At 66.9% G+C, this 11,962-nt stretch carries 10 protein-coding genes; 8 read left to right on the top strand and 2 right to left on the bottom strand.

Features of this window, described 5'->3' with window-relative positions; translation table 11 throughout:
* Window positions 1-535 precede the first annotated feature (535 nt).
* From urtA to urtE, 5 genes are all read left to right on the top strand, one after another.
* Window positions 536-1,822 carry an urea ABC transporter substrate-binding protein gene (gene urtA, locus AC1REK_RS13180; RefSeq protein WP_492267696.1) on the top strand — a complete coding sequence of 429 codons (1,287 nt, stop codon included), beginning with the start codon at window positions 536-538 and terminating at the stop codon, window positions 1,820-1,822.
* 222 nt (window positions 1,823-2,044) lie between these two features.
* Window positions 2,045-3,646 (top strand): urea ABC transporter permease subunit UrtB, encoded by a 1,602-nt coding sequence (gene urtB, locus AC1REK_RS13175; RefSeq protein WP_492267697.1) that lies wholly within the window; start codon window positions 2,045-2,047, stop codon window positions 3,644-3,646.
* A complete protein-coding gene (gene urtC, locus AC1REK_RS13170) occupies window positions 3,643-4,782 on the top strand; it encodes an urea ABC transporter permease subunit UrtC (RefSeq protein WP_492267698.1) in 1,140 nt (379 codons plus the stop codon). The genes urtB and urtC overlap by 4 nt, the downstream gene beginning before the upstream one ends.
* Window positions 4,783-4,787: 5 nt before the next feature.
* The gene (gene urtD / locus AC1REK_RS13165; protein WP_492267699.1) at window positions 4,788-5,552 is read left to right on the top strand and encodes an urea ABC transporter ATP-binding protein UrtD; all 765 of its coding nucleotides are present in this window, start codon (window positions 4,788-4,790) and stop codon (window positions 5,550-5,552) included.
* 142 nt (window positions 5,553-5,694) lie between these two features.
* Window positions 5,695-6,390 carry an urea ABC transporter ATP-binding subunit UrtE gene (urtE, locus tag AC1REK_RS13160; protein WP_316019884.1) on the top strand — a complete coding sequence of 232 codons (696 nt, stop codon included), beginning with the start codon at window positions 5,695-5,697 and terminating at the stop codon, window positions 6,388-6,390.
* 257 nt (window positions 6,391-6,647) lie between these two features.
* On the opposite strand, the gene AC1REK_RS13155 is transcribed toward urtE, so the two are convergent.
* Window positions 6,648-8,459 carry a monovalent cation:proton antiporter-2 (CPA2) family protein gene (locus AC1REK_RS13155; protein WP_492267700.1) on the bottom strand — a complete coding sequence of 604 codons (1,812 nt, stop codon included), beginning with the start codon at window positions 8,457-8,459 and terminating at the stop codon, window positions 6,648-6,650.
* Between the two features lie 256 nt (window positions 8,460-8,715).
* On the opposite strand from AC1REK_RS13155, the gene gnd reads away from it, so the two are divergent.
* Together gnd and AC1REK_RS13145 are read left to right on the top strand one after the other, a co-directional pair.
* Window positions 8,716-9,702, top strand: a complete 987-nt coding sequence (gene gnd, locus AC1REK_RS13150; protein ID WP_316019886.1) for a phosphogluconate dehydrogenase (NAD(+)-dependent, decarboxylating) — start codon at window positions 8,716-8,718, stop codon at window positions 9,700-9,702.
* Between the two features lie 5 nt (window positions 9,703-9,707).
* The gene (locus tag AC1REK_RS13145; RefSeq protein WP_492267701.1) at window positions 9,708-10,235 is read left to right on the top strand and encodes a gluconokinase; all 528 of its coding nucleotides are present in this window, start codon (window positions 9,708-9,710) and stop codon (window positions 10,233-10,235) included.
* A gap of 168 nt (window positions 10,236-10,403) precedes the next feature.
* Here the strand turns inward: AC1REK_RS13145 and AC1REK_RS13140 are convergent, their stop codons facing one another.
* Window positions 10,404-11,390 (bottom strand): VOC family protein, encoded by a 987-nt coding sequence (locus AC1REK_RS13140; RefSeq protein ID WP_492268201.1) that lies wholly within the window; start codon window positions 11,388-11,390, stop codon window positions 10,404-10,406.
* Window positions 11,391-11,572: 182 nt separating this feature from the next.
* On the opposite strand from AC1REK_RS13140, the gene AC1REK_RS13135 reads away from it, so the two are divergent.
* Window positions 11,573-11,950 (top strand): hypothetical protein, encoded by a 378-nt coding sequence (locus tag AC1REK_RS13135; RefSeq protein WP_327520968.1) that lies wholly within the window; start codon window positions 11,573-11,575, stop codon window positions 11,948-11,950.
* Window positions 11,951-11,962 lie beyond the last annotated feature (12 nt).

The following is an 11,962-nucleotide window of genomic DNA, read 5'->3' as shown; positions in this document are numbered from 1 at the left end:
CCGCCCTCGCGGGCAGCCCTTCCATTGCCGAACCGCAGCCCCGGTAACCGGGCCTGACGTCGCGAAAACTCAAACGGAACCGAACCCCTCATGGGACGAGTCCAGGCCATGCAGTCCCCGCGACAGCGGTTGATGACAATGAGACACTGGATCACCTCCTTTCAGTTGTTACCGACAAGGTGAGGCTAAGGTGATTCCAGCGCGTACGTAAACGATAAAGATTCAGCGCCCGTTTCGCTGTCCACTGCCGAATTTCTCGGCGTTTTTGCTGCATCGCACCGCCGCTGCCTAAATATTGCCCGCCCGATTTGCCTGCCGGCTGTGCAGATGCGCCCGTATTGGCGGGTTCGGCGCAAAAACTCGCAGCGTCCTGCCTGAAATCCAGCCGGAACCGCAGCTTTCACGGCTTTTGCTGCGCTTGCGAAGGCGCTGGCAGCAGTTGGCACGTCGCTTGCGATCCTGATTTCGCCAGCCAGCAAGGCTGCGCCGCGCCCGGCAAGGGCGCGGTCAACAGAATCGATCGGGGGACATCTCGATGAAGCTCACACGTCGCGTTGTATTGGGTGCTGCGCTACTTGGCGCCACGGCTCTCTCCACGGTGCTTCCCGCAGCCGCGCAGCAGGAGACCATCAAGGTCGGCATCCTGCATTCGCTCTCCGGCACGATGGCGATCTCGGAGACGACGTTGAAGGACGTCATGCTCATGCTGATCGAGGAGCAGAACAAGAAGGGCGGCGTGCTCGGCAAGAAGCTTGAGGCCGTCGTGGTCGATCCGGCCTCGAACTGGCCGCTCTTCGCCGAGAAGGCGCGCGAGCTGATCGTCAAGGACAAGGTCGCGGCCGTGTTCGGCTGCTGGACCTCGGTCTCGCGCAAGTCGGTCCTGCCGGTGTTCAAGGAGCTGAACTCGATCCTGTTCTACCCCGTCCAGTACGAGGGCGAGGAGAGCGAGCGCAACGTCTTCTATACCGGCGCCGCGCCGAACCAGCAGGCGATCCCGGCCGTCGACTACCTGGCCAAGGAAGAAAAGGTCGAGCGCTGGGTGCTCGCCGGTACCGACTATGTCTACCCGCGCACCACCAACAAGATCCTGGAGGCCTACCTTCTCGCCAAGGGCGTGAAGAAGGAGGACATCATGATCAACTACACGCCGTTCGGTCATTCCGACTGGCAGACCATCGTCTCCGACATCAAGAAGTTCGGTTCTGCCGGCAAGAAGACCGCGGTGGTCTCGACCATCAACGGCGATGCCAACGTGCCGTTCTACAAGGAGCTCGGCAACCAGGGCATCAAGGCGACCGACATCCCGGTCGTCGCCTTCTCGGTCGGCGAGGAGGAGCTCGCCGGCATCGACACCAAGCCGCTGGTCGGCCATCTCGCCGCCTGGAACTACTTCCAGTCGGTCAAGACGCCGGAGAACGAGGCCTTCATCAAGCAGTGGAAGGCCTTCAAGAAGAACGACAAGGCTGTCACCAACGACCCGATGGAAGCCCATGTCATCGGCTTCAACATGTGGGTGAAGGCGGTCGAGAAGGCCGGCTCTATCGATCCGGACAAGGTGATCGACGCGCTGCCGGGCATCGAGGCGCCGAACCTGACCGGCGGTATCTCGAAGATGCTGCCGAACCACCACATCACCAAGCCGGTGCTGATCGGCGAGATCAAGGCCGACGGCCAGTTCGACGTCGTGTCGAAGACCGGTCTCGTCGCCGGCGACGCCTGGTCGAAGGAGCTCGACGGTTCCAAGGACCTGGTCGGCGACTGGGTCGAGAAGAAGTGCGGCAACTTCAACGTCAAGACCGGCAAGTGCGGCGGCGGCGCCTGAGTTGAAGAGGGGGAAGGGCGGCACGGTCGGAAAGCCCGGCCGCCCTTCGCAAACCTCCACTCCCGCCTACGCTTCGAGTTGACAATGCCATCCCGGTCGTCCCGGCCGAAGCGAAGCACAGAGCCGGGACCCATGCCTGAGCCTTTCCGAAAAAGGTTCAGGCATGGGTCCCGGGTCTCCCTGCGGTCGCCCGGGACGACCCGACCCCGAGACTTTCCGACAATGTCTCTTCCTATCCGCCTCATGCGCATGCTGGCCGTCGTCCTGGCGCTTCTCGCCGCGCCGGCCGTCGCCTTCGGACAGACTGCCGAAGAAGCCTTCGCGCGCTTCAACGCCGACAGCTTCTCAGATACGGCGCGCGCCATCGATATCCTCGTCCAGAGCGCGCATCCGAATGCGGGCGTGATTATCGAGGCGCTGGCCGATGGGCGCTTGTTCGCTGGCGGTGGCACCGTCGCGGTGAAGGCCAAGGATGGCGCTTTTCTCGACGCACGGACCGCGCAGGCGCTCGCGGCCGAGCCGGCCGGTGTCAGCGCCGTCAGGCTGAACAACAATGTCCGGCGGGCGATCCAGGCGGCGCTCGGCAGCCTCGGCCTGATCAATCCCGACCCTGCCAAGCGCGTTGCGGCGGCCGAGGCGGTCTTCCGGGCGCGCGACGTCTCGGCGCTGCCGGTGCTCGAAGCCGCGATAGCCAAGGAAACCAACGACCGGGCGCGCCGGGCGCTGCGCGAGGCGCAGGCCGCGATCCTGATCGTCAAGACCGATGCGCCGCCCTTCGACAGGATCGCCGCCGTCGACGTGCTGCGCGAGCGCGGCGACCAGGATGCACTGGCGACGCTGCGCGCGCTGCCGGGCGATGCCTCGCCCGCGCTGAAGGAGGTGCAGGCCCGCGCCATCTCCGAGATCGAGGGCAAGCTCGCTCTGTGGCAGGCCGGGCAGAACCTCTGGTACGGGCTCTCGCTCGGCTCGGTGCTGCTGCTCGCCGCGATCGGCCTCGCCATCACCTTCGGCGTGATGGGCGTGATCAACATGGCGCATGGCGAGATGGTGATGCTCGGCGCCTACACCACCTTCGTGGTGCAGGAGCTGATCCGCACCAATGCGCCCTACCTGTTCGACTGGTCGCTGGCCTTCGCGCTGCCGGCCGCCTTCATCGTCGCCGCCGCTGTCGGCATCGCGATTGAGCGCGGCGTGATCCGCTTCCTCTATGGAAGGCCGCTGGAGACGCTGCTGGCGACCTGGGGCATCAGCCTGATCCTGCAGCAGGCGGTGCGGACCGCGTTCGGCCCGACCAATCGCGAGGTCGGCGCGCCCAGCTTCATGTCTGGTGCCTTCGAGTTAGGAGGCCTCGCCATCACCTGGAACCGGCTCTGGATCATCGTCTTCGCCGCGCTGGTCTTCCTCGCCTTGCTCGCCATCCTGAAGCTGACGCCGATGGGCCTGCAGATGCGGGCCGTCACCCAGAACCGGCGGATGGCTGCGGCGATGGGCATCCGCACCGGGCGGATCGACGCGCTGACCTTCGGGCTCGGCTCGGGCGTCGCGGGGCTAGCCGGCGTCGCGCTCTCGCAGATCGACAATGTCAGTCCCAATCTCGGCCAGAGCTACATTATCGACAGTTTCATGGTCGTGGTCTTCGGCGGGGTCGGCAATCTCTGGGGCACGCTGATCAGCGCCATGACGCTCGGCGTCGCGAACAAGCTGCTCGAGCCCTATGCCGGCGCCGTGCTCGGCAAGATCGCGCTGCTCGTCTTCATCATCCTGTTCATCCAGAAGCGCCCGCGCGGCCTGTTCGCGCTGAAGGGCAGGGCGGTGGAAGCATGATCAGCCGCTTCCTGCTCTCGAACATGGATACGCGAGGCTACGTCTTCCTTGCGCTCGTCGCCGCCATCGGCCTGCTGGTGCCGTTGGCGAACCTCACGGTCCCGGCCGGCTCGCCCTTCCATGTCTCGACCGCGACGATGTCGCTCTGGGGCAAGTACCTCTGCTACGCGCTGCTCGCGCTCTCGCTCGATCTGGTCTGGGGCTATTGCGGCATCCTCTCGCTCGGCCATGGCGCCTTCTTCGCGCTCGGCGGCTATGCGATGGGCATGTACCTGATGCGCCAGATCGGCTCGCGCGGCGTCTACGGCAATCCGGTGCTGCCCGATTTCATGGTCTTCCTGAACTGGCAGGAGCTGCCCTGGTACTGGTGGGGTTTCTCCTCCTTTCCCTTCGCCATGCTGATGGTCCCGCTGGTCCCCGGCCTGCTCGCCTTCGTCTTCGGCTGGTTCGCCTTCCGCTCCCGCGTCACCGGCGTCTATCTCTCGATCATCACCCAGGCGCTGACCTATGCGCTGCTGCTCGCCTTCTTCCGCAACGATATGGGTTTTGGCGGCAATAACGGGCTGACCGACTTCAAGGACATCCTGGGCTTCAGCGTGCAGGCGCAGACGACGCGCGCCGCGCTCTTTGCGATGACCTGCACGATGCTCGCCGCCGGCTTCCTGATCGCTCGCGGCATCGTCTCGTCGAAGCTCGGCAAGGTGGTGATCGCCATCCGCGATGCGGAATCCCGCACGCGCTTCCTCGGCTACCGGGTCGACCGCTTCAAGCTCTTCGTCTTCACCGTCTCGGCCTGCATGGCCGGCGTCGCGGGCGCGCTCTACGTGCCGCAGGTCGGCATCATCAATCCCGGCGAGTTCGCGCCGGCGAATTCGATCGAGACCGTGATCTGGGTCGCGGTCGGCGGGCGCGGCACGCTGGTCGGCGCGGCGCTCGGCGCGGTCGTCGTCAACTGGGCGAAGACGATGTTCACCTCCGGCTTCATGGCGCCGTACTGGCTGTTCGCGCTCGGCGCGCTCTTCGTCTTCGTCACCCTGTTCATGCCGAAGGGCATTCTCGGCACCGTGCAGGGCTGGTGGGAGAAGCGCCGCAAGCCCGAAGCGATGCCGGCGGCCGAGCCGGCGCCGGCGGAGTAGATGCGATGAACGCTCCCGTGCCTGGCGCTCTCACCTCCTCGCTGCTCTATCTCGACGGCGTCAGCGTCTCCTTCGACGGCTTCAAGGCGATCCGCGGCCTGTCGCTCACCATCGCGCCCGGCGAGATGCGTGCCATCATCGGCCCGAACGGCGCCGGCAAGACGACGATGATGGACATCATCACCGGCAAGACCCGGCCCGACGAAGGCACGGTGATGTTCGGCGGCTCGGTCGATCTCACCCGGCTCGACGAGGCGGCGATCGCCAATCTCGGCATCGGCCGCAAATTCCAGAAGCCGACAGTCTTCGACTTCCACACGATCGAGGACAACATCCTGCTGGCGCTGAAATCGCAGCGCACGGTGCTGAAGACCCTGTTTTGGCAGACGCAAAGCGCCCAGCAGAAGCGGATCGACGACATCCTCGGCATCATCAAGCTCGCCGACAAGCGGGAGCGGCTCGCCGGCTCGCTCTCGCATGGCCAGAAGCAGTGGCTCGAGATCGGCATGCTGCTGGCGCAGGACCCCAAGCTCCTGCTCGTCGACGAGCCGGCCGCCGGCATGACCGATGGCGAGACGGCGCAGACCGCGGTGCTGCTCAAGGAAATCGCCAGGGATCATTCGGTGATCGTGGTCGAGCACGACATGGGCTTCATCCGAGAGCTCGGCGTGAAGGTGACGGTGCTGCACGAGGGCTCGGTGCTGGCCGAAGGGCCGCTCGATCAGGTCAGCGCCAATGAGCGCGTCGTCGAAGTCTATCTGGGGCGGTGAGCATGATGATTGGTAAGGAACCGCTTCCCGTCATTGCGAGCGCAGCGAAGCAATCCAGGGGCGGCAGCGCGCTGTGCTCCCCTGGATTGCTTCGTCGCTTCGCTCCTCGCAATGACGGCTTGTCGAGCGGAGGCGTTGCAGGATGCTGAGCGTCGAAGCCATCGATCTCCATTATGGCGCCGCCCAGGCGCTTCGGCGCGTCTCGCTCACCGCCGAGATCGGCAAGGTGACCTGCGTGATGGGCCGCAACGGCGTCGGCAAGACCTCGCTGATGCGCGCCATCGTCGGCCAGCAGCCGATCTCCGGCGGCCATGTCCGCCTCGACGGCCAGGATATTTCGAGCCTGCGCAGCGAGGCGAGGGCCCGCGCCGGCATCGCCTTCGTGCCGCAGGGCCGCGAGGTCTTCCCGCTCCTGACGGTGAAGGAGAACCTGGAAACCGGCTTTGCGCCCTTGCCCCGCAAGGAGCGCTACATCCCGAACGAACTGTTCGACCTATTCCCCGTGCTGAAGTCGATGCTCGGCCGGCGCGGCGGAGACCTCTCGGGTGGCCAGCAGCAGCAGCTCGCGATCGCGCGGGCGCTGGTCACCCGACCCAGGCTGCTGGTGCTGGACGAGCCGACCGAGGGCATCCAGCCTTCGATCATCAAGGATATCGGCCGCGCCATCGACTATCTCCGCCAGAAGGGCGGCATGGCGATCGTGCTGGTTGAGCAGTATTTCGACTTCGCCCGCGACCTCGCCGACACCATGTTCGTGATGGACCGCGGCGAGGTCGTGCTGGCCGGACCGATGGCGGAGCTGGACGGGGCGCAGGTTCAGAGGTTGATTCAGGTCTGACGCCCAAGGCGTTGAGGCAAAGTGATTTTGGTGCTCTCCTCATCCGTCGCGGTCGCGCTTGTCCCGACCATCCACGTCTTCGTTCGGGCAGGATGATGTTCAAGACGTGGATGCTCGCCGCAAGGGCGAGCACGACGGAGATCGGACCCGCTGATCGGGAGCCAGTCGCCCCCTCAAAAACGCCAGTGGCGCGTGGTCGATGACCTCCTTCATCACGAAGAAGCTGCGGCTTCGGCGCATACCTCCGGCAGCTGACCTCACGCTCCGACGCCGACGCCCCCCGGCAGATCGCCATGGACGGTGCCGACCGTCTTCGGCTTGGTGAGCGGGGCGGGGACCGGCTGGTTGCTGTGCAGCAGGTCCTGTCCGGCATGGATGTCGCTCGCGACCTGGAGGTCGAGCCGTTCGGCGTCGCGGCGGCGGACATCCTCGACGATCTCGACGACCTCGTCCTCCGGCACGCCCAGCGCGCGCAGCACCTCGCCGCCGAAGACCATGGCGGATTCGAAGGTCTCGCGGATCTGGTACTCCACCCCGGCGCGGATCAGGTCCATCGAGTGGCCGCGGTCGAAGGAGCGGACGAAGAGCTTTGCGTGCGGGAACTCGGCCTGGGCGACCCGCACGATCGCGTTCGCCGTGTCGCGGTTCTCGACGCAGACCAGGATCGCCTCGGCATGATGGGCGCCCGAGGCGTGCAGGATGTCCGCGCGGGTGCCGTCGCCGTAATAGACCTTGAAGCCGAAGCTCGCGGCGGCCTGGATCATCTCGACATCGGTCTCGATCAGCGAGACGCTGAAGCCGCGGGCGAGAAGGCCCTGGCTCGCCACCTGCCCGAAGCGGCCGAAGCCGACGACGAGCACGCGCCCCTCCAGCCCCTCGGCGTGCTCGACGCCGTCGAGCGATTCCCGTTCGGCCGGCATGAAGCGGTCGATCAGGAGCACGACGAGGGGCGTGAGCGCCATGGAGAGGATCACCACGGCGCTGGTGATGGCGTTGATCTTCGCATCGAAGATGCCGGCCGCGGTGGCGGCGCCGTAGAGCACGAAGGCGAATTCGCCGCCCTGCGAGAACAGCGCGACACGGGTGATCGCATCGCGCGTGCGGGTGCGGAACAGCTTGGCGACGATGAAGATGCCGGCCGCCTTGACCAGCATGAAGGAGGCGACGCCGAGCGCGACGATGCGCCATTCCTGCGCGATCAGCTTGAGATCGAGCGACATGCCGACGGCGAGGAAGAACATGCCGAGCAGGAGGCCGCGGAACGGCTCGATATCGGCCTCGAGCTGATGGCGGAAGGTCGATTCCGAGAGCAGGACGCCGGCGAGGAAGGCGCCCATCGCCATCGAGAGGCCGCCGAGTTGCATGGCGAGCGCCGAGCCGAGCACGACGAGCAGGGCCGCGCCGGTCATGACCTCGCGGGCCTGCGCATTGGCGAGCAGGCGGAACATCGGGTTGAGCAGGTATTTGCCGGCCACGACGAGGCCGACGAGCGAGCCGGCGCCGATCAGGACCGGCAGGAGGCCGCCGCTCCCGGCCGCCTTCGTCGGCGCCAGCAGGGCGACGAGGGCGAGGAGCGGCACGATGGCGAGGTCCTCGAGCAGGAGGATCGAGACCGCCTGCTGGCCATGCGGGGTCGAGGCTTCGCCGCGCTCGTTCAGCATCTGCATCACGACGGCGGTGGAGGAGAGCACGAAGCCCATGCCGGCGATGAAGGCCGCCGCGGGGCTGAGGCCGGCGAGGATGCCGACGCCGGTCAGCAGGGCGCCGCAGAGCCCGACCTGCGCGACGCCGAGGCCGAAGATCTCGCCGCGCAGGTTCCAGAGCCGGGCCGGCTGCATCTCCAGCCCGATGATGAAGAGGAACATCACGACGCCGAATTCGGCGAGATGGAGCACGCTTTCCGGATGCGGAAACAGTCCGATTCCGGAGGGGCCGATCAGGACGCCGCCGGCGAAATAGCCGAGGACCGAGCCGAGCTTGAGCCGCCGGAAGATCGGGACGGCGATGACGCCCGCGCCCAGAAGTCCGACGGCCTGAACCAGCTCTGGAGAAAAGCCCTGCGCTGCCATGACACTCCTGCTGCCGTTGCCGGCGCGGAGGCGCGCCTGTTCGACAAAGAAGGCGCCGGAGGGAATTAGGCAAGCGTGCGGTTGCTGGCGGCGACGCTCAAAAGCTGGTGATCGCCTGCTGCTGCGGCCGGCGAAAGCCCGGCGGTGACCCTTGGGACGGAGCCGAAAGCCTGAGCGCCGCGCTTGCCCGCCGCCCGGCATCGGGGCATGTAGCGTCCCCAAAGCCGGCTTCGTCCCGGCAGCAGGAGCGTTTGCGATGCAGCTTGGAGTGGTCGGCCTCGGCCGGATGGGAGCCAATATCGTCAGGCGGCTGCACCGCGCCGGGCACAATTGCGTGGTCTATGATCGCGACCCGAAGCCGGGCGCGGCGCTGGCCAAGGACGGCGCCGTCAATGTCGGCGATCTCAAGGAAATGGTGGGCAAGCTCCAGGCGCCGCGGGCGATCTGGATCATGCTGCCGGCAGGCGAGATCACCGAAGCCACGCTCGCCGAGCTCGCCGGCATGCTCGAGCCCGGCGATACGCTGATCGACGGCGGCAACGCCTTCTGGAAGGACGATGTCCGGCGCGGGCGCGAACTCGCGGCCAAGGGCCTGCACTATCTCGATATCGGCACCTCCGGCGGCGTGCACGGGCTGGAGCGCGGCTATTGCCTGATGATCGGCGGCGACAAGGGCGTGTTCGACCGGCTGGAGCCGATCTTCCAGGCGCTGGCGCCGGGCAAGGGCGACATCGAGCCGACCGGCCATCGCGAGGGGCGCAACCCGACCGCCGAGCAGGGCTATCTGCATTGCGGCCCGGCCGGCGCCGGGCATTTCGTCAAGATGGTCCATAACGGCATCGAATACGGGATGATGCAGGCCTTCGCCGAAGGCTTCGACCTCCTGCGCAATGCCTCGGCCAAGGACGGGCTGCCGGAAGAATACGGCTTCGATTTCGACACCGCCGAGATCGCCGAGGTCTGGCGCCGCGGCTCGGTCGTCACCTCCTGGCTGCTCGACCTGACCGCCGCGGCGCTCGCCGCAGACGAGGAGCTTTCGGCCTATTCCGGCCATGTCTCCGATTCCGGCGAGGGGCGCTGGACCGTGCAGGCCGCGGTCGAGACCGCGACGCCGGCCGAGGTGCTGACCTCCTCGCTCTACACCCGCTTCCGCTCGCGCAAGGACCACACCTTCGCCGAGAAGATCCTCTCCGCCATGCGCGCCGGCTTCGGCGGCCATGTCGAGCCGAAGAAGCAGGGCTGAGCGGGATGAGCGTCTCGAACAGTAACGGCAAGCCAGCCGTCATCGTCGTCATGGGCGTCGCGAGCTCGGGCAAGACCTCGCTCGGCGAGCGCCTGGCCGAACGGCTCGGCTGGCCCTTCCGCGATGCCGACAGCTTTCACCCGCCCGAGAACGTCGCCAAGATGTCGAGCGGCACGCCGCTGACCGACGAGGACCGCAAGCCCTGGCTGGCGGCGATCGCGGCCTGGATCGACGGGCTGCGCACGACCGGCGGCAACGGCATCGTCACCTGCTCGGCGCTGAAGAAGGCCTATCGCGACGTCATCGTCGGCGACCGGCCCGACGTCACGCTGGTCTATCTCAGGGGCTCGCGCGAACTGATCGGCCAGCGCATGGCGGCGCGCCAGCACCACTTCATGCCGCCGGCCCTGCTCGACAGCCAGTTCGCGACACTGGAGGAGCCGGGGGCGGACGAGAAGCCGCTCGTCGTCCAGGTCGAAGCCAGCAAGGAAGCGATCGTCGATCAGGTCGTGCGCGAGCTGCGGCTCGGCTGATGGGCTTTAGCTTCGTTGTTCCCGCGCGATGATGTGAGGGCAACCGTTAGCTGCGCCTGAGCCTTCTCCGTCATGGTCGGGCTCGTCCCGACCATCCATGTCTTCCTTCCTCACATGCGGTGTTCGAGACGTGGATGCTCGCCACGAGGGCGAGCATGACGGGGGAGCCTAGACCCCGACCAGCCTGAGCCGGGTCCCCCAGGGATCGGTGCTCTCGAAGCCGCGTGCGACCTCAGTCGAAGTGAAGCCAGCGCGCGCCATGCGCTCGCGCTGCGCCGTGAGCAGGGCGGCATCGGCGACCTCCAGCGAGAACCAGTCCAGCCCTGTCGTCGCCCGGTCGCGGCTGCCGGCGCCGGCGCTGTTCCAGGTGTTGAGCGCGACATGGTGGTGATAGCGCCCTGAGGACAGGAAGCTCGCCGTGTCGCGCCGCGAGGTCGAATCGAGGCCGATGGCGTCGCGATAAAATCTCTCGGACTGCTGGATGTCGCCGACGCGCAGATGCATGTGGCCGATGCGCAGCCCGGTCGGAGCCGAGGCGTAGTCGTTGCGGCTGGTGTCGGTGAGGCTAAGGATGCCGTCGACGTCGAGCCGGTGCGTGCCCATCACGACGCGCTCGCCCTCCCAGCGCCAGAGGCGCGGGTCGCGATCGGCATAGACCTCGATGCCGTTGCCTTCGGGATCGTCGAGATAGACGGCTTCGCTGACGCTGTGGTCGGCGAAGCCGGTAAGGGGCGTCTGGTTGCGGGCGACATGCACGAGCCAGCGCGCGAGATCGCGGCGCGAGGGCATCAGGAAGGCGGTGTGGAACAGGCCGGCGGCGTTGCGCGGCTCAAGCTGCGCCTGTGGCCGCGCCTCCATCGAGACGAGGGGCACGCCGCCCGCCCCGAGGGTGACGCCATCCGCACTGGCCGAGATGACAGCGAGCCCGAGCACGGACTGGTAGTAGCGGCTCATGCGGTCGAGATCGCGGACGCGCAGGCCAATGGCGCCACAGCGGATCGGCGTGCTGCTGGCGAAGCCCGGGGCCGCGGTCGCAAGCGTGCCCGCGCCGGCTGTCGGCGTTCCCTCTGCCCGCGCCGCTGCGGCGGCCGCCATGGCGAGCGAGGCCGTTCCGGCCAGTCGCAACAATGTCCGCCGGGTCAGTTCGATCGTCATCATCATCCATTCCGCTCGCGGCGCATTGCCGCTGCGGCAGTGCAGAGCATTCTTTGCATCCGGATGCATGTCACAAGCGCGAAAGAGGGGCAAAATCCGCTCAGGCGGTCGCAATGCAGCCGCGCCGGCATTCGTCCGGCGCATCATAACGGACAAGACCCCCGACAATGCGCAATTTTCTGATGGTCACTCTGCCCCGGACCGCCCTCGGCCTGCTCTTCCTGGTCAGCGCCGCCGACGGCTTCTGGTATCTGGCGACCGGCAACCACCTGATCCATCCGCCGGTGACGGAAATCGGCCTCGCCTGGGAACGCTCGCTGGAGCAGGCGAAATTCTTCCTGCCGCTGCTGAAGAGCGTGAATCTGGTCGGCGGGCTCCTGCTGCTGCTCAACATCGCGCCGGCGCTCGGGCTGGCGCTGATCGCGCCGGTGATGACGGTGATCGTGCTGTTCCATGCCGAGCTCAACCCGCAGGGCATTCCGGTCGCGGCGATCGTCGCGGTCTGCGGGGCGCTGCTCGTCTTCGCCTATCGCGGGCGCTATGCGGCGCTGCTGCGCTGACGGTGTCCGAGG

The sequence above is a fragment of the Allobosea sp. GW823-FHT02B03 genome (assembly GCF_058797755.1).
Note: the sequence above shows the minus strand (reverse complement) of the source record. Positions and strands in the feature narration are given on the sequence as shown.